The sequence below is a fragment of the Ectopseudomonas khazarica genome (genome assembly GCF_004521985.1).
In the GTDB taxonomy this organism is placed as follows: domain Bacteria; phylum Pseudomonadota; class Gammaproteobacteria; order Pseudomonadales; family Pseudomonadaceae; genus Aquipseudomonas; species Aquipseudomonas khazarica.
This window is the reverse complement of sequence record NZ_SBHZ01000020.1, coordinates 73,267-90,480: the sequence shown is the minus strand read 5'-3', so window position 1 is coordinate 90,480 and position 17,214 is coordinate 73,267. Positions and strand designations below refer to the sequence as shown.

At 65.3% G+C, this 17,214-nt stretch carries 13 protein-coding genes; 9 read left to right on the top strand and 4 right to left on the bottom strand.

Annotated features, from left to right (window positions below; translation table 11 throughout):
• The coding region (locus EPK82_RS21720) for a retention module-containing protein (protein WP_134677991.1) at window positions 1–2,099 on the bottom strand (2,099 nt) is incomplete at its 3' end.
• Between the two features lie 447 nt (window positions 2,100–2,546).
• Between EPK82_RS21720 and EPK82_RS21715 the strand changes: the two genes are divergently transcribed.
• The 3 genes from EPK82_RS21715 to EPK82_RS21705 are packed head-to-tail and all read left to right on the top strand — an operon-like array spanning window position 2,547 to window position 7,455.
• Entirely contained in the window at window positions 2,547–3,902 is a 1,356-nt protein-coding gene (locus EPK82_RS21715) for a TolC family outer membrane protein (RefSeq protein WP_037053415.1), read from the top strand.
• 22 nt (window positions 3,903–3,924) lie between these two features.
• Window positions 3,925–6,084, top strand: coding sequence for a type I secretion system permease/ATPase (locus tag EPK82_RS21710; protein WP_134677990.1), 2,160 nt, complete (start codon window positions 3,925–3,927; stop codon window positions 6,082–6,084).
• Window positions 6,085–6,096: 12 nt separating this feature from the next.
• Entirely contained in the window at window positions 6,097–7,455 is a 1,359-nt protein-coding gene (locus EPK82_RS21705; protein ID WP_134677989.1) for an HlyD family type I secretion periplasmic adaptor subunit, read from the top strand.
• An 87-nt stretch (window positions 7,456–7,542) separates the two neighbouring features.
• Here EPK82_RS21705 and EPK82_RS21700 read toward each other — a convergent pair whose 3' ends face one another.
• From EPK82_RS21700 to EPK82_RS21690, 3 genes are all read right to left on the bottom strand, one after another.
• Complete coding sequence (locus EPK82_RS21700; protein WP_134677988.1) at window positions 7,543–8,136, bottom strand: tRNA-uridine aminocarboxypropyltransferase; 594 nt, start codon at window positions 8,134–8,136, stop codon at window positions 7,543–7,545.
• 72 nt (window positions 8,137–8,208) lie between these two features.
• Entirely contained in the window at window positions 8,209–9,774 is a 1,566-nt protein-coding gene (locus tag EPK82_RS21695) for a methyl-accepting chemotaxis protein (RefSeq protein ID WP_134677987.1), read from the bottom strand.
• Between the two features lie 118 nt (window positions 9,775–9,892).
• On the bottom strand, window positions 9,893–10,786 hold the full coding sequence (locus tag EPK82_RS21690) for a LysR family transcriptional regulator (RefSeq protein ID WP_037053424.1): 894 nt from the start codon (window positions 10,784–10,786) through the stop codon (window positions 9,893–9,895).
• Window positions 10,787–11,032: 246 nt separating this feature from the next.
• On the opposite strand from EPK82_RS21690, the gene EPK82_RS21685 reads away from it, so the two are divergent.
• From EPK82_RS21685 to speB, 6 genes are all read left to right on the top strand, one after another.
• A complete protein-coding gene (locus EPK82_RS21685; protein ID WP_047584819.1) occupies window positions 11,033–11,875 on the top strand; it encodes a sugar phosphate isomerase/epimerase family protein in 843 nt (280 codons plus the stop codon).
• A 6-nt stretch (window positions 11,876–11,881) separates the two neighbouring features.
• The gene (locus EPK82_RS21680) at window positions 11,882–12,919 is read left to right on the top strand and encodes an isopenicillin N synthase family dioxygenase (protein WP_134677986.1); all 1,038 of its coding nucleotides are present in this window, start codon (window positions 11,882–11,884) and stop codon (window positions 12,917–12,919) included.
• 42 nt (window positions 12,920–12,961) lie between these two features.
• Window positions 12,962–13,762 (top strand): ABC transporter substrate-binding protein, encoded by an 801-nt coding sequence (locus tag EPK82_RS21675; RefSeq protein ID WP_134677985.1) that lies wholly within the window; start codon window positions 12,962–12,964, stop codon window positions 13,760–13,762.
• A gap of 48 nt (window positions 13,763–13,810) precedes the next feature.
• On the top strand, window positions 13,811–15,325 hold the full coding sequence (locus EPK82_RS21670) for an amino acid ABC transporter permease/ATP-binding protein (protein WP_134677984.1): 1,515 nt from the start codon (window positions 13,811–13,813) through the stop codon (window positions 15,323–15,325).
• On the top strand, window positions 15,322–16,044 hold the full coding sequence (locus tag EPK82_RS21665; protein WP_134677983.1) for a class II aldolase/adducin family protein: 723 nt from the start codon (window positions 15,322–15,324) through the stop codon (window positions 16,042–16,044). Before EPK82_RS21670 ends, EPK82_RS21665 begins: the two co-directional genes overlap by 4 nt.
• A 159-nt stretch (window positions 16,045–16,203) precedes the next feature.
• Window positions 16,204–17,163, top strand: a complete 960-nt coding sequence (gene speB / locus EPK82_RS21660) for an agmatinase (protein WP_037053439.1) — start codon at window positions 16,204–16,206, stop codon at window positions 17,161–17,163.
• The last annotated feature ends 51 nt before the right edge of the window (window positions 17,164–17,214 follow it).

The window sequence follows — 17,214 nt, the reverse complement described above, 5'->3', positions numbered from 1 at the left end:
CCGAGCAGCAGGTTCAGTGCTTCGTCGAACGTGGTGGTGGTGCCGTCATGGCGGATCGCTTCGTACAGGGTGGTCTGCAGTTGCGGACCATCGAGCGTGTCGATGATTTCCAGGCGGAAGACCACGTGGCCATCGCCGTCCACACCCACCACATCGTCACCATCCATCTGCAGCACGATGGCGCCGCCATCGGTGGCTTCCAGGTTGGTGCTCAGCTCGCCGCCCGCCGGGATGCCGCTGAAGTACAGGCTGGTGCTGAGGCTGCCAGGACCGTCCTGACCATCATCGCCACTGGCGGTGAACAGGCCGACCAGGCCGCCACCGCCCAGCGCGGTGGTCGAGCGACCCAGGTAGCCGGCACCGTCATCGCCGTTGCCATCGGCCGTTTCGCCCGGGGCTGCACGATCCACGCCCACAGTTTCATCCAGTTCCATCGCCAGCCGATCAGCCGAGGCCCCTTGGGCCAGGCCAACGTTCTGGGTCGGGCCGTCGTCGTCGAAGGTCAGGATCGAGCCTTGTTCGTCAGCCAGTACCAGGGTTTCCGAGGCGGTGACCTGGTCGCCATCGCCATCGGTGCGCACCACTTCGTAGGTCAGGCCCAGGCTGGCACCGTCGTCGCCGAGCAGCAGGTTCAGTGCTTCGTCGAACGTGGTGGTGGTGCCGTCATGGCGGATCGCTTCGTACAGGGTGGTCTGCAGTTGCGGACCATCGAGCGTGTCGATGATTTCCAGGCGGAAGACCACGTGGCCATCGCCGTCCACACCCACCACATCGTCACCATCCATCTGCAGCACGATGGCGCCGCCATCGGTGGCTTCCAGGTTGGTGCTCAGCTCGCCGCCCGCCGGGATGCCGGTGAAGTAGAAGTTCCCGGTCAGGCTACCAGGACCATCCTGGCCGTAGCCACCACCAACGGTGAACAGACTGACCAGGCCGCCACCACCCAGCTCGGTGGTCGCACGGCCCAGGTAGCCGGCGCCATCATCGTCGTTGCCATCGGCCGTTTCACCCGGGGCTTCGCGGTCGACGCCCACGGTCTCATCCAGCTGCAGGTTAAGGCCGCGGCCCTCTATCTCTTCGTTGAGCCCGACGGTCAGCGTCGGGCTGTCATCGTCCACCAGAATGCTCAGGCTACCCGTCGCCGGGGTGCCGTTGCCGTCGGTGATGGTGTAGTTGAACAGGTAGACGATGTCGTTCTCGTCGCTCCCCCCTTCCTCCGGTGCCGCATGGTCCAATGCGGCCAGCAGGTCGAACTGGTAAGAGCCGGTCGCCAGGTCGGTGACCTGAGCGACGAATACCACGGTAGCCCCGGCGTACGCCGTGAGCGTCAGGCCGTCAGCACTCACTTCATAGGTGAGCGGAACCCCGCCCGAGCTGATGCCCATCGCAGCCAGACCGGCAGTGGACCAGACGAACGCGCCAGGGCCGTCGGGGCCGAAGCTGTAACCCAGCACACCTGTGACCTGAGTGGCCTCGCCATCCAGGTCGTTCACGCCGCCGACGATGCCGTCGGGCAGGCCTTCTTCATCCACCTGGTTGGAGGCGGTGCCGCCAGTGGGAATGCCATCGACTGCCGGGTCGGCCAGCGCAATGGGTTCGGCTTCGGGGAATTCAGGGCCGCTGTTGAGCCCCTCGGTTGGATAACCGATGACCGGATCGAGTGCGCCGCCCACTTCGGTCAGCAGCACGAAGGAGTTGCCACCGCCGGCACCACCCGCGCCACCTGCACCGGCACCCGGACCGGCGGCAGTCGCCTCGCCCTGCAGGGTCGGGTCATCGCCAGCCTCGATCGCGGCCTGCAAGCGCTCGACGTCGGTCAGGTCATCGTCGGTGGGAGGCTGTGGCGCCTCGACCACCGGTGCCTGGGTTTCACCCCGGTACGCGAGCATCTGTGCGTCGAGCGTGATGCTGCTATCGCGGCCAAGGGTCAGTTGCTGACCGTTGGTCATGGAGACTGCCACGGCGCCGGTTGCTCCGGTCACCAGTTGCTCTCCTGCGTAGACGCGATCGCCCTCGCTGACAGGCCGGCGCGATCCGTCGCTCGCTACCGCGAAAACCTCGCCGACAACCTGACTGACGATACCGATGAGAGTAGCCATGATTCCATCCTCACTACAGCTGCCGACCACCGCCGACACGTACCTACCGAAAGGGTCAGAACACCTTTTCGAAGTCGGGGGACAAGCCCTGACAGCTGATTGAAATGGAACGGCGCAAAATCCAGAAAAACGCGACTGACAATAAAATGTCACCACAGCATGCGTCGAACTACTCCATCAGATGAATCCCCGATTTTTGATGCCTGACTGCTCACTGCAGCTGCGCAACCCACGAAAAATGAGCACTTGCGCAGCTAGCACCTTCAAACAATGTGCTGCTTTTCGCAGACTTCATAAGACTTTTTCCGAATAGGGGTTGTGAAAAATTCATCTTAGGTCCTCCGAAAGTTGTTCTTAGCTCTGATGTTACAAGCCTGAAACGGTTTGACAGGACAAAACGCCATTTTTATGGCGACAGGATAAGAACTTCAGTAAGGAGAAACGCCAATGCGCACCCTATCCCCTCTATGGAGCGCCATGCTTTTGGCGACGGTCTGCAGTCAGGCATACGCCATGAACCTCACGGAAGCGATCCAGAGCACGCTAGACAACCATCCGGAGATTCACGCCGCGACCAACAGCCGCCTGGCATCGGATGAGGATGTGAAATTCGCCAAGGGTGGCTACCTGCCGACCGTCGATCTGCTGGTCGGCTACGGCCGGCAGAACACCGACAGTCCCAGCACCCGTGACCTGGGCGACCACAACACGGAAACACTCAACTACCGCAACGCGGAGCTGCGCCTGCGGCAGATGCTGTTCGACGGTTTCAACACGCCCAATGAAGTCGCCCGTACCGAGGCCGTGGTCAACTCCCGCGCCTATCGCTTGCTGGGCACCTCCGAAAGCCTCGCCCTGCGTACCGTCGAGGTCTACCTGGATGTGCTGATGCGCCGCGAGATGGTCTCCCTGGCGCGCAACAACCTGCAGGCGCACCAGCGCATCAACGACCAGATCGGGCTGCGCAGCCGTCAGGGTGTCGGCAGCACCGCCGACCTCGACCAGTCCGAAGCCCGTCTGGCTCTGGCGCAGAACAACCTCTATACCGAGGAGGTCAACCTGGCCGACGCCGAAGCCAACTTCTTCAGCGCGGTCGGTCGTCTGCCGGATCAGCTCGAGTCGCCCGCCACGATCAAGGGCAACATGCCGGAAGACCTGCTCGCAGCCCGGCAGACGGTGATGGACAACAACCCCTTCCTGAAATCGGCACAAGCCGACGTCCAGGCCGCCGAGAAGCAGTACGAAGTCGCCAAGTCGCCGTTCTACCCGCGCTTCGACGTGGAGCTGGCCACCTCGGCCGACGACAACGTGCAGGGTGACGAAGGCCACTACAGCACCTGGCGGGCCGCCGTGGTGATGAATTACAACCTGTTCAACGGCATGCGCGACAAGGCCCGCCTGCAATCCGCCGCGCACCAGATCAACGAGTCGATGGACATTCGCAACAACGCGCTGCGGGTGCTCAACGAGAACCTCTCGCTGGCCTGGAACGCCATGGAAAACGCGCGCCTGCAAACCCCCAAGGCACGTGACTACGCCGATTACACCGCACGTGTACGCGAGGCCTATCAACAACAGTTCAGCCTGGGACAGCGCACCTTGCTCGACCTGCTCGACAGCGAGAACGAACTGTTCACGGCCAACCGCCGCTACACGGAAGTGCGCTATGGCGAAGAGTTCTCGATGTATCGCGTCGTTGCAGCGATGGGTGATCTGCTGCGTCAGCAGCAGGTCGTGGTCCCGGCGGAAGCGGTAGCCCTCACCGAGGTGAAGAGCGAGGCGCGCCTGCCAGAAATGAAGTAAGCCGTACCGGCAGGAGTAGTAGATGACCACCATGGAACGGCCAGGACCGGCCAGCGATCCGCGGCTCAGCCACGATGATCCCCTGCTCGATGGCCTGCTGATTCTCTGCAGGCTGCATGGCTGCTCCGTCAGCCGCGGCACGCTGAGTGCAGGCTTGCCCCTGCCGGAACAGCGCCTGAGTGCCGACCTGCTGCCGCGCGCGGCGGCGCGGGCCGGCCTGCAGGGGCGCCTGCTGCAGCGCAAGCTGGCCAGCATCTCGCCGCTCAGCCTGCCGGTGCTGCTGTTGCTCAAGGACGGCCGCAGCGCCGTGCTGCGCCAGTGGGGGCCGAAGCAGCAGGCGCAGATCCTGCCCTGCGAGACGGATGGCGGCGAACAGTGGGTCAGCCGCGAACAACTGGCCGCCGAGTACAGCGGCCAGGCGTTCTTCGCCCGCCCGCGGCATGAGCTGGAAGAAGCCCGCACCCCGCTGGTGCCGCGCATCGAGGCCTGGTTCCGCGACACCCTAAAACTGTCACGCTGGCTCTATACGGACGCCGTGCTGGCCAGTCTGCTGATCAACCTGCTGGGCCTGATGGTGCCGCTGTTCGTCATGCAGACCTACGATCGCGTGGTGCCCAACCAGGCCACCGCGACGCTCTGGGTCCTGGCCATCGGGCTGTTGATCGGCACCGGCTTCGAGCTGTTGCTCAAGGTGTTGCGCGCCCACCTGCTGGACACCGCGGGCAAGAAGACCGACGTGGTGCTCTCGGCTACCCTGTTCGAGCGCATCACCGGCATGTCGATGAAAGCCAGGCCGGCCACCGTCGGCGGCTTCGCCCAGAGCATCCACGACTTCCAGGGGCTGCGCGACTTCCTCACCGCCGTGACGCTGACCAGCCTGATCGACCTGCCCTTCTCCCTGCTGATGCTGCTGGTGATCGGCCTGATCGGCGGCCCCCTGGTATTCATCCCGATGCTGGCGTTCCCGCTGACCGCGCTGTTCGCCTTCATCATCCAGGCGCGCCTGCGCGACACGGTGCAGAAGAGCCTGCAACTCGGCTCGCAGCGCCAGGCGCTGCTGATCGAGACCCTGGGCGGCCTGGAGATGCTCAAGGCCTGCAGCGCCGAGAGCGAACGCCAGCATCAGTGGGAGCAGACCCACGGCGCCCTCACCCGTCTGGACGCTCACGCCAAGTTCCTCGCCGCGCTGGCCACCAACGGTACGCTGTTCCTGCAACAGTTCGCCGGCATGGCCACCATAGTTGGCGGGGTGTACCTGATCATCGCCGGCAACCTCAGCGTCGGTGCGCTGGTGGCCTGCTACATGCTCGGCAGTCGCATTCTCTCGCCGCTGGGGCAGATCGCCGGGCTGATCACCCGCTACCAGCAGGCGCGCCTGACCATGACCAGTACCGACGCGCTGATGGCCCTGCCGCAGGAACGCCAGGAGAAGCAGCGCCCGCTGGACCGCACCCAGCTCAAGGGGGCACTGGAGCTGCGCCAGATCAGCTTCACCTACCCGGGGCAGAGTGCACCGGCCCTGAACAACGTCAGCCTGCGCCTCGGCGCCGGCGAGCGCCTCGGCATCATCGGCCGCAGCGGTTCGGGCAAGAGCACCCTCGCCCGTCTGCTGATGGCCTTCTACAGCGCGGACGAGGGGCAGATCCTCCTGGACAACCTCGACCTGCGCCAGCTCGATGTCGCCGACCTGCGCCACCAGATCGGCTACGTGTCCCATGACCTGCCGCTGCTGGCTGGCAGCCTGCGTGACAACCTGACCCTGGGCGCGCGCTACGTCGACGATTCGCGCATGCTCGAAGTGGCGGAGCTGACCGGCGTGGTCGAACTCGCCCGCCAGCATCCCCAGGGCTTCGACCGCCCCGTCGGCGAGCGCGGGCAACTGCTCTCCGGCGGCCAGCGCCAGGCGGTGCTGCTGGCTCGCGCCCTGCTCCTCGATCCGCCGATCTTGGTACTGGACGAGCCCACCAGCGCCATGGACAACACCAGCGAAGACCTGCTGCGCCAGCGTCTGCAGCCCTATGTGCAGGGCAAGACGCTGATCATCATCACCCACCGTGCCTCCATGCTCAGCCTGGTCGAACGCCTCGCGGTCCTGGACAACGGCCGGGTCGTGGCGGATGGACCGAAGGAGTCGGTGATCGAAGCCCTGCGCAAGGGCCGCGTCGGCCCGGCCAGCCTGTAGGAGCGACCTGCGATGCAAGCGACGCAGAATCTCGGCAACTATCTCGGCAGCCTGCGCGAAAAGCGCCAGGACACCGAGTTCATGCCGGAAGTGGAAGGCGCCATTCTCGAGGACTCGCCCTGGCTGACGCGGCTCACCGTATGGTCGGTCTGCGCCTGCCTGCTGGCGGCACTGGTCTGGGCACACTTCGCCGTGCTGGAGGAAGTCACCACCGGTCAGGGCAAGGCCATCCCGTCGAGCAAGGTGCAGGTGATCCAGAACCTGGAAGGTGGCATCGTCAGCGAGATCTTCGTCCGCGAAGGCCAGGTGGTGAACAAGGGCGACACACTGCTGCGCCTCGATGACACCCGGTTTCTCTCCAACCAGGGCGAGACCGAAGCCGACCGCCTGGCCCTGATCGCACGCATCGAACGCCTCACCGCCGAAGCCGAGGGCCGCGCCCCGGCACTGCCGGAAGAGGTCAGCCGCGACGCTCCGCAGCTCGCCGAGGACGAACTGGCGCTGTACCGCTCGCGCCAGCAGCGCCTGGAGAGCGAGCAGCGCACGCTCGGCGAGCAGTACCGGCAGAAGGAGCAGGAGCTTGCCGAGTTCCGCTCCAAGGCCCAGCAGTACCGCTCCAGCCTGGGCCTGCTGCAACAGGAACTGAACATGTCGCAGCCACTGGTGGCCTCGGGCGCCATCTCGCAGGTGGAGCTGCTGCGCCTGCGCCGCAGCCTGGTGGAACAACGTGGCGCCCTGGAAGCGACCAACCTGGCCATTCCACGCGCCGAAGCGGCCATGGCGGAGATCAAGAGCAAGATGCAGGAGTCGCAGCTGGCCTTTCGCTCCGAGGCGTTCAAGGAGCTCAACGAGGTGCGCACCGAGCTGCAGAAGATCAATGCCACCAGCGTCGCGATCCAGGACAAGGTCACCCGCACCACGGTGACCTCACCGGTGCGCGGGGTGATCAAGCAGCTCAAGGTCAACACCATCGGCGGCGTGGTGCAGCCCGGCAGCGACATGCTGGAGATCGTGCCGCTGGACGACAGCCTGCTGATCGAGGCCAAGGTACGGCCGCAGGATGTCGCCTTCCTCCACCCGGGGCAGAAGGCCATGGTCAAGTTCACGGCCTACGACTACACCATCTACGGCGGACTCAAGGCCAACCTGGAGCTGATCAGTGCCGACACCATCACCGACGAGGAAGGCAACAGCTTCTACCTGATCCAGGTGCGCACCGACAAGAGCCACCTGGGCAGCGACGAGAACCCGCTGCTGATCATCCCTGGCATGGTTGCCAGCGTGGACATCATCACCGGCGAGAAAAGCGTGCTGGCCTACCTGCTCAAACCGGTGCTGAAGGCCCGCTCCGAAGCCATGCGCGAGCGCTGAGCCCCACATTCACGTAGCCCGGATGCAATCCGGGGCCGAGCGGCAACGTCCCCCGACAGCATCCGGGCAGAGGCTAACCGCTCAGGCCTAACGCAGATGGTTGCGGGTAAAGACCTCGTCGCCCATCGCGGCGATCTGCCCGTCGATCAGCGCATCGAAGGGCTTCAGCAGCGCCTCGAAACGCTGCGGTGCCTCCAATGCGTCCAGCGCCGCGACGATCGCCTCCACGGTCGACAACGCCCCCTCTCCCGGAGCCTTGCGCAGGCGATAGCGTGACGGCGCGACGCTGCCCAGGCTCACCCGTGGCAAGCCGGCCAGCAGCGGATTGAGGTGCAGCAGCTTGCGCGCCTTGCGCCAGGTGCCGTCGGGCACCACCAGCAGCAGCGGCTGCTCAGCGGGTGCATAGGCGGTCAACGCCACGGCATCGTCGCCGGGAAACAGCAGGCAGGCCCGGTAACCGGGCTGTGCCAGCCACTGCGGCAGATCGTCGAAGACCTCGCCCACGCGCAGTTCGGCATTGGCCAGGCCGAGTGCCGCCAGGCGTGCAGTGTTGAGGGCGTGGCCAGCCTCGCTCGGGTGCTGCAGGATGAGCACGCGCGTACGGCTGTCGAGATCAGGAATCAGCGCGCACAAGCAATGGCCGAGCGGGCGCTGGCAGCGGGAGCAGGTTGGACGGGGCATGCCGCGCAGTGTGCCATGAACGCCACGCGCCGCGCAGCCCGGATGCACACCGGGCTGCGCGCGGCCTCTCGCTCAGCGGTTGAAGCGCTCCGCCAGGCTGTGCAGGTAGTCGGCCATCTGCTCCAGCTCGAGGCTGATGGACGCGCCCTGGTGGGCCTGGCCGGCACTGTGATCCGACAGCTGCGCGATCCGCGTGATCTGTCGGCTGATATCGTCGGCGACGTGGCTCTGTTGCTCGGACGCGGCGGCCATCTGTTGGCTCATCCCGGTGATGCGCGTGACGGCGGAGCTGATGCCCTCCAGCGCATCGCGCACCGACTCCACGCTCTGCACGCTGCCACGGGAAATGTCTTCGCCCTTGCCCGCCGTCACCACCGCGCGCTCGGCTCCCGCACGCAAGTCGGAAATGATCTGGTGAATCTGCTCGGTGGACTGCCGCGTGCGCGAGGCCAGCGAACGCACCTCATCGGCCACCACGGCGAACCCGCGCCCCTGCTCCCCGGCCCGGGCCGCCTCGATGGCCGCGTTGAGCGCCAGCAGGTTGGTCTGTTCGGCGATCGACGTGATCACATCGGCCACGCTGCCAATGGACTGAGTGGAGTTGGCCAGTTCGTTGACCGCCTGGCCGATATCGCTCACCGCCTTGGCCATCTGGCGCATGGACTCCAGGCTCCCCACCGCCAGATCACGCCCCTCGCGCGCCAGGCGATCGGCCTCCTCGGCGGCATGCGAGGTGCTCTGCACGTTGTGCGCGACCTCCTGGATGGTCGCGGCCATCTGGTTGATGGCGGTCGCCGACTGATCCGTCTCGGCCCGCTGCTGGTCGAGCAGCTGCGAGCTGGAGCGCGACAGTTCGGCCGACTGCGACGCCCGCTTCTTGACGTTCACCCCGGCGTCTTCCAGCCGCGTGAGCGCCGTCTGCAGGCGCGCTTCCTCGCTGATCATCGCCATGTCCAGCAACGCCTGGGCACCGCGGTTGTCGCTGTAGGTCAGCGCCACCAGGGCACTGGTGAAGGCCTTGGGATGCTCGGCCAGCGTGCGCCGGATCAACTGCCGCTTGCTGTACAGCTGATAGGCGCCGAGGGCGAACAGGGTGACGATGACGAAGCCCATCAGCCAGAAACCCGACAACACCCAGTGGGCCGCCAGCATCAGGGCCGCAGCCAGCATCAGCGGCCAGGAACGCACCAGGTCGTAGGTCCAGTACTCGAGCGCGGAAACCGGCGGCTTGCCCGAGCGCAGACGGGCATAGAGCTTCTCCGCCCGGCGCTTCTGCATCTCGCTCGGCACCGAACGCACCGACTCGTAACCGGACACCCGACCGTTCTCGTAGATCGGCGTGACATAGGCACTGACCCAGTAGTAATCGCCGTTCTTCGCCCGATTCTTGACGATGCCCATCCACGGCTTGCCCTGCTTGATGGTGTCCCACATGTGCCCGAAGACGCCTGGCGGCATGTCCGGATGGCGCACCAGGTTGTGCGGCTGACCGATCAGCTCCTCCCGGGTGAAACCGCTGATCTCGACGAAGGCATCGTTGCAATAGGTGATCTTGCTGCTGAGATCGGTCGTGGAAATCAGGCGTTCTTCAGCAGGGAAAGTTCTTTCCCGCTGGGTCACGGGTAGGTTCTGGCGCATCGAGGCATCCCTGTTCGAGTTGGAAGTTGGTACAGACGTATGAATAAGTACTAGCACAGCGAAATCCCTGCGCCAGGTATGGTTTCTACGTCTTTCGGAGAATAGAGGCGACTCTGTTTCAGATCTGATTCAGTTGCGTCTTCAACAGATCACGAAACGTCTGGATCAGCGGCTCGCGCGTACGACCCCGGCGCAGGATCAGCGAGAAAGGTGCCTGATAGCCGAAGGTCGCCGGTGACAGAACCCGCAGCTGGTTCTGCTCGACCCAGTGCTGGGCATAGTGCTCCGGCAGGTAGCCGATATAGGCCCCGGACAGCACCAGGATCAACTGCGCCTCCATCGACTCCACCGTCGCGGCACTGTGCTTGAAGCCATGCCGCGCCAGCTCGGCCTGGCTCCAGTAGCCACGGCCCACCATGCGCTGCTGGGTGATCAGCTCCACCGGAATGCGCCGCTGGCCGAACAGCGCATGCCGCTCGCTGCAATACAGCCAGTGCTGCTCGCGGTACAGCGGCTGGTAGACCAGCCCGTTCATGCGTGTGGAGAAGGCGCCGATGGCCAGGTCGAGGCGGTTGTCCAGCACCGCCAGCTGCAGCTCGTACGGACTCATCACCGACAGGTGCAGGTGCACGCCGGGGTGCTCCTGGCTGTAGGCCCCGATCACCTCGGCCAGCGGCAGTGCCGGATCGCTGACGGTGGAGTCCAGCACGCCGAGATTGAGGGTGCCGCGCAGCTCGCCCTTGAGCGCCGCCGAGTAGCGCTCGAACCCCTCCAGCTCCCCGAGCAGGCGCAAGGTCTCCTGATGGAACAGCTCGCCCTTGCTGGTCAGGCTGAAACCACCACGCCCACGATGACAGAGCACGATGCCCAGCTGACTTTCCAGCTGACTCATGTAAGTGCTGATGGCCGACGTGGAGAGATTCAGCTCCTGCTGCGCGGCAGCGAAGCCCTGGTGACGGACCACGGCGACGAAGATCTTCAGCAGTTTCAGGTCGGGCAAGGCGAAGGACATGGGCGGCTACGGCAGTCGGTGGGCGGACAGTGTAGCGTCCTGCGCCGTCCAGACACATCCGCGATGACAGCCCATTAGTTCAGCGATTGCTGAACTGATTTTTTGCTCGCAACGATTTAACCGAGCCGAGCCCTGGGCAAACAATGCGGCCCATAACCAGGCGCCGGCTCGAATCGGACGCCACCGGGCACGACTCACGCCCCTTGCCAATCTGCCGCAGACCCTCGCCCTCTCCAGGAGACGGCCATGCGACTGGATATCTTCCGCTCCCTCTGGGGCTATCGCGGCAGTTGGCAACAAGCGCTCGACGAAGCGTTCAGCGCCGGCTTCGACGGCCTCGAGGCGCGAATCCCCGAAACCGCCGCGCAGCGCAGCGCCAATGCCCGCATCCTGCGGGACAACGACGCCCCCTACATCGCCACCCTGTTCACCTCCACGCCCGTACTGCCGCGGCAGAACGACAGCCCGCAGGTGCACCTGGAAGACCTGCGCATGAAGCTCGACTGGGCCGCCGAACTCGGCCCGCGCCTGGTCAACGTGCTGCCCGGCAACGACCGCTGGGCACTCGGCGAACAGGTCGACTTCTTCGCCCGCGCCGTCGAACTGGCAGACGCCAGCGACCTGCACGTCTGCTTCGAGATTCACCGGGGGCGCTCGCTGTACAGCCCCTGGGTCACCCTCGAAGTGATTCGCCAGGTCCCCGAACTGCGCTTCACCAGCGACATCAGCCACTGGCTGGTGACCTGCGAGCGTCTGCTCGACGACCCCGCCGATGACCTCTCGGCCTTCGTCGAGCGGGTCGACCATATCCAGGCCCGCGTCGGCTACGACCAGGGGCCGCAGGTGCCGCATCCGGGCGCACCGGAATACGCCGAGCACCTCGCCTTCCATCAGCGCCACTGGGAGCGCATCTGGCGCAGCCAGGAGCAGCGCGGCCGCCAGGTCACCACGCTGACCCCCGAATTCGGCCCCGACGGCTACCTGCACCACCTGCCGTTCACCGACGTGCCGGTGGCCGACCTGTGGCAGCTCAACCAGTGGATGGCGCGCTGCGAGCGCCAGCACTTCCACCGTTTCACCAGCCGCTGAGGGCTCATGATGACCAGCAAGCACTTCACCGAAATTCCCGTGGTCGACATCGCCGGCCTGTTCAGCGGCGACCCTGCCGAGCGCAACGCCGTGGCCGCGGAGCTGGGCCGTGCGGCACGCCAGGTGGGCTTCCTCTACATCAGCGGGCACGGCATCGAGCAGTCGCTCATCGATGGCCTGCACCAGGCGGCCGAGGCCTACTTCGCCCAGAGCCTGAACGACAAGATGCGCCATTACATCGGTGCCTCGGACAGTCACAAGGGCTTCGTGCCCGAGGGCGAGGAGCGCTACAGCGCCGGCAAGCCCGACCACAAGGAAGCCTTCGACATCGGCTTCGAAGTCCCGGCCGACAATCCGCTGGTACTGGCCGGCACGCCGCTGCTGGGGCCGAACCACTGGCCCACCCTGCCCGGTTTCAGGCAGGCCGTGCAGGCCTACTATGCGCGCATCTTCCAGCTTGGCCGCACCCTGTTCCGCGGTTTCGCCCTGGCCCTGGGCCTGCCGGAGAACACCTTCGACGAGATGGCCAGCTTCCCGCCATCGAAGCTGCGCCTGATCCACTATCCCTACGATGGCGAAGCGCAGGACGCTCCCGGTATCGGTGCGCATACCGATTACGAGTGCTTCACCATCCTGCTCGCCGACCGTCCGGGGCTGGAAGTGATGAACGACCTCGGCCAGTGGATCGATGCACCGCCGAAGCCGGGCACCTTCGTGGTCAACATCGGTGACATGCTCGAAGTCATGAGTGCCGGCACCTTCGTCGCCACTTCGCACCGCGTGCGCAAGGTCAGCCAGGAGCGCTACTCCTTCCCCTTCTTCTATGCCTGCGACTACCACACGCAGATCCGCCCGTTGCCGCAGTTCGAGTCAGCCGGCCAGGCCTACGAGACCATCAGCATCGGCGAGCACATGTGGAGCCAGGCGCTGCAGACCTACCAATACCTGAAGAAGCGCGTCGAGGACGGCCAGCTGCAGCTGCCCGAACACGCCCGTCGCCCGTCCAGCTTCGGCCATCTGAAGCACCAGCCGAGCGCGCTGTGATTTCCCCCTGCCAACCCAACACCTGATCCGGAGATAACCACAATGGCAATCCGCAACCCGCTGCGCACCACCGTCCTGGCCCTCGCGTGCACCCTCGCCAGCGGCCTGAGCCAGGCCGCCGAAGCACCCAAGACCCTGTCCAGTGGCGAACTGAAGGTAGGCATGGAGATTTCCTACCCACCGTTCGAGTACTACGAAGGCGACAAGGTACTGGGCTTCGACCCGGAAGTGTCCGCTGCCCTGGCCAGACACCTGGGCCTGGAAGCAAGCTTCAGTGACATCAGCTTCCCCAACCTGATCCTCGGTCTCGACGCGGGCCGCTTCGACACCATCATCTCCGGCATGTACATCCTTCCCGAACGCCTGGAAAAGGCCGACGCCATTCCCTACGCCAAGACCGGCGCGGCGATCATGGTGCGCAGCGACGCCGAGAAGAAGCCGGCCACCCCCGAAGACCTCTGCGGCCTGACCGTCGGCCTGCAGCAGGGCACCTCGTGGATTCCGGCACTGCAGAAGGTCTCCGACGGTTACTGCAAGGCGCAAGGCGCCGCCGCCATCACCATCAACCAGTACCCGACCACCGCGGAAACCACCCAGGCCCTGCTCTCCGGCCACATCCAGGCGCACCTGGAGATCGACGCAGCCTCCTTGCGCATCGTCGAACGCGCCAAGGGCCGCATCGCCATCAGTTCCAGCAGTGCGATCTATCCGCAGGTGCTGGGCATCTACGTGAAAAAGGGCAACGCCCAGTTGCTCGACGCACTGAAAGCCGCGCTGGACGACTTCAAGGCCAGTGGCGAGTACAGCGCGCTGCTGAAGAAATACAACCTGGAAGAAGCCTGAGAAACAGCCACAGGCGGCAAGCCGCCTGTGGCGCACCGGAGATGACACATGCCGTTCGAATGGAGCTATTTCTTCTCCCTGTTTTCCATGCCGGCCTTCTGGGCGGCATGCTGGACGGTGGTGAAACTCAGCAGCCTGGCCTGGCTGATCGGCCTGCTGCTGGGCTTCGCCCTGGCCAGTGCCAAACAGGCTGCCAGTCGCTGGCTCAGCGCACCGGCATCGCTCTACGTCTGGTTCTTTCGCAGCGTGCCGCTGCTGGTGCTACTGATCTTCGTCTACAACCTGCCACAGCTGGTGCCCGCCAGCGGCAAGCTGTTGTCCAACCCCTTCTATGCCGGCCTGATCGCTCTGGTCCTGACCGAGGCGGCCTACATGGCGGAAATTCACCGGGGCGGCCTGCTCTCGGTGGCCAAGGGCCAACGCGAAGCGGCTCGCGCACTGGGCATCGGTCGTCTCGGCGCACAGCGCCTGATCGTGGTGCCGCAGGCGTTCCGTATCGCCCTGCCGACCCTGACCAACGAGTACGTCACCATCGTCAAACTGACCTCGCTGGTCTCGGTGATCTCGCTCAGCGAACTGCTGCTGGTCGGCCAGCGCCTCTATGCGCAGAACTTCCTGGTGCTGGAAACCCTGGGCGCGGTAGCCGTGTACTACGTGCTGATCGTCAGCCTGTTCGGCTGGGGCCTGCAGTACCTCGAGCGGCATCTCGACCTCGCCAGACGCAAGCCGGGCACCCTCGGCGACGAACAGCTGGCCGGCCTGCGGCGCGACCTGCCGGCGGCCGCCAGCAGCGAGGTCCAGGCCCGGACGCCCGGTACTCCGGCGGCGCTGCACCTGAGCAACATCCACAAACACTACGGCAATCATCACGTGCTCAAAGGCATCGACCTGAGCGTCCAGCCTGGCGAGGTCCTCTCCATCATCGGCCCCTCCGGCTCCGGCAAGACCTCGCTGATCCGCACCATCAACGGTCTGGAGAGCATCGATGAAGGCGAAATCGTGCTGTTCGGCGAGAGCTTCATCCAGGCCGGCGACCGCCCGGACAATCGTCGCCAGCGCGCTGGTGTGCGACGCATCGGCATGGTGTTCCAGAACTTCAACCTGTTCCCGCACCGCACCATCGCCGACAACGTCATGCTCGCCCCGCTCCATCACGGTCTGGGCACTCGCGTCGAACTGCGCAGGCAGGCGCTGGCCCTGCTCGACAAGGTCGGCCTGCTGGCCCATGCCGACAAGTACCCGCACCAGTTATCCGGCGGCCAGCAGCAACGCGTGGCCATCGCCCGCGCGCTGGCGATGAAACCGCAGGTGATGCTCTTCGACGAACCCACTTCGGCACTCGACCCGGAGCTGGTCGGCGACGTGCTGGCGGTGATCCGCGACCTGGCCCGCGAAGGCATGACCATGCTCATCGTCACCCACGAGATGGACTTCGCCCTGTCCATCTCCGACCGCGTGCTGTTCATGGAAGACGGTCACGTTCAGCTCGACGCCTCGCCCGCTGCCATCCGCACCGGCGACCACCCGCGCGTACGCCGATTCATCGGCCTGGAGAACGCATGAACGATATCGCCACCCTGCGCCGCGACCTCGCCGCGGCCTATCGCCTGGCCGCCCTGTTTGGCTGGGACGACACCCTCTACACGCACTTTTCCGTACGCCTGCCCGGCAGCGGAGAACCGCGCTTTCTGATCAATCCCTTCGGCCTGTTCTTCGAGGAGGTCCGCGCCAGCGACCTGATCGTGGTGGACATGCAGGGCAAGGTGGTCGAGGGCAACGCCGACTACAACGTCGCCGGCTTCACCATTCACAGCGCCGTGCACATGGCCCGTGACGACGCCCATTGCGTGATCCACACCCACACCCTGGCGGGCATGGCCGTTGCCGCGCAGGATGCCGGCCTGTTGCAACTCAACCAGATCAGCACCGAATTCCACCAGCGCCTGGGCTACCACGCCTACGAAGGTGTGGCGCTGGACCTGGACGAACGCCGCCGCATCCAGCGCTCGCTGGGCGACAACATCGCCCTGGTGCTGCGCCACCACGGCCTGCTCAGCGTCGGTGCCAGCGTCGCCGATGCCTTCTATGTCATGTACTACCTGAACCGTGCCTGCGAAATCCAGCTCGCCAGCACCGGCGGCGGCCAGGCCTGCAGCGAGATCGCGGAGCCGCTGTCGCGCCACGCCTGCGAACAGTTGCAAGGCGCCGAATGGCAGCGCCAGCTGCTGTGGCAGGCCTGGCTGCGCAAGCTCGATCGCCTCGATCCCGGATACCGCGACTGACGCACCACCGTCGTCCGGGTACAGCCAAACCCCCATGAATCGGGGGATCAGGCACTTACTTCAGACAATCCTGAAGTAAGTTTTTGCCCCTGCCGATTCTTCCCGACACCTGGCCGGCCAAGAATCCCGCCACAACCAGAACAAGCCTGAGGCCCTCCCATGGACAAGAAACTCCACCAGCCCCTGGGTGGCAACGAAATGCCACGCTTCGGCGGCATCGCCACCATGATGCGTCTGCCGCACATCCAGAGCGTCGAGGAAAAGCGCCAGCTGGACGCCGCCTTCATCGGCGTACCGCTGGACATCGGCACCTCGCTGCGCTCCGGTACCCGCTTCGGCCCGCGCGAGATCCGCGCCCAGTCGGTGATGATCCGCCCGTACAACATGGCCACCGGCGCCGCACCGTTCGACTCGATCAACGTGGCCGATATCGGTGACGTGGCGATCAACACCTTCAACCTGCTCGACGCCGTGCGCATCATCGAAGAGGCCTACGACGAGATCGTCGAGCTCGGCATCACGCCACTGACCCTTGGCGGCGACCACACCATCACCCTGCCGATCCTGCGGGCGCTGCACAAGAAGTACGGCAAGATCGGCCTGGTCCACATCGACGCCCATGCCGATGTCAACGACCACATGTTCGGCGAGAAGATCGCCCACGGCACCACCTTCCGCCGCGCCCAGGAAGAAGGCCTGCTCGACAGCCAGCGCGTGGTGCAGATCGGCCTGCGTGCCCAGGGTTACACCGCCGAGGACTTCAACTGGAGCCGCAAGCAGGGTTTCCGCGTGGTGCAGGCCGAAGAATGCTGGCACCAGTCGCTGGCTCCGCTGATGGCCGAAGTGCGGGAAAAGGTCGGCGGCGGCCCGGTCTACCTGTCGTTCGATATCGACGGCATCGACCCGGCCTGGGCGCCGGGCACCGGCACCCCGGAAATCGGCGGCCTGACCACCATCCAGGCCATGGAGATCATCCGTGGCTGCGAGGGCCTGGAGCTGATCGGCGCGGACCTGGTGGAAGTCTCCCCGCCTTACGACACCACCGGCAACACCTCGCTGCTCGGTGCCAACCTGCTTTACGAAATGCTCTGCGTGATGCCTGGCGTCACAAAACGCTGATCGCCGAATCCGGGTGCCCTCGACGGCACCCGGAACATCCATACAACAACA

Coding starts and splice junctions, on each gene's coding strand:
- EPK82_RS21715 (WP_037053415.1), top strand. CDS start 2,547: ATGCGCACCCTATCCCCTCTATGGAGCGCCATGCTTTTGGCGACGGTC.
- EPK82_RS21685 (WP_047584819.1), top strand. CDS start 11,033: ATGCGACTGGATATCTTCCGCTCCCTCTGGGGCTATCGCGGCAGTTGG.
- EPK82_RS21670 (WP_134677984.1), top strand. CDS start 13,811: ATGCCGTTCGAATGGAGCTATTTCTTCTCCCTGTTTTCCATGCCGGCC.
- EPK82_RS21705 (WP_134677989.1), top strand. CDS start 6,097: ATGCAAGCGACGCAGAATCTCGGCAACTATCTCGGCAGCCTGCGCGAA.
- EPK82_RS21675 (WP_134677985.1), top strand. CDS start 12,962: ATGGCAATCCGCAACCCGCTGCGCACCACCGTCCTGGCCCTCGCGTGC.
- EPK82_RS21710 (WP_134677990.1), top strand. CDS start 3,925: ATGACCACCATGGAACGGCCAGGACCGGCCAGCGATCCGCGGCTCAGC.
- EPK82_RS21665 (WP_134677983.1), top strand. CDS start 15,322: ATGAACGATATCGCCACCCTGCGCCGCGACCTCGCCGCGGCCTATCGC.
- EPK82_RS21690 (WP_037053424.1), bottom strand. CDS start 10,786: ATGTCCTTCGCCTTGCCCGACCTGAAACTGCTGAAGATCTTCGTCGCC.
- EPK82_RS21700 (WP_134677988.1), bottom strand. CDS start 8,136: ATGCCCCGTCCAACCTGCTCCCGCTGCCAGCGCCCGCTCGGCCATTGC.
- EPK82_RS21695 (WP_134677987.1), bottom strand. CDS start 9,774: ATGCGCCAGAACCTACCCGTGACCCAGCGGGAAAGAACTTTCCCTGCT.
- EPK82_RS21680 (WP_134677986.1), top strand. CDS start 11,882: ATGATGACCAGCAAGCACTTCACCGAAATTCCCGTGGTCGACATCGCC.
- speB (WP_037053439.1), top strand. CDS start 16,204: ATGGACAAGAAACTCCACCAGCCCCTGGGTGGCAACGAAATGCCACGC.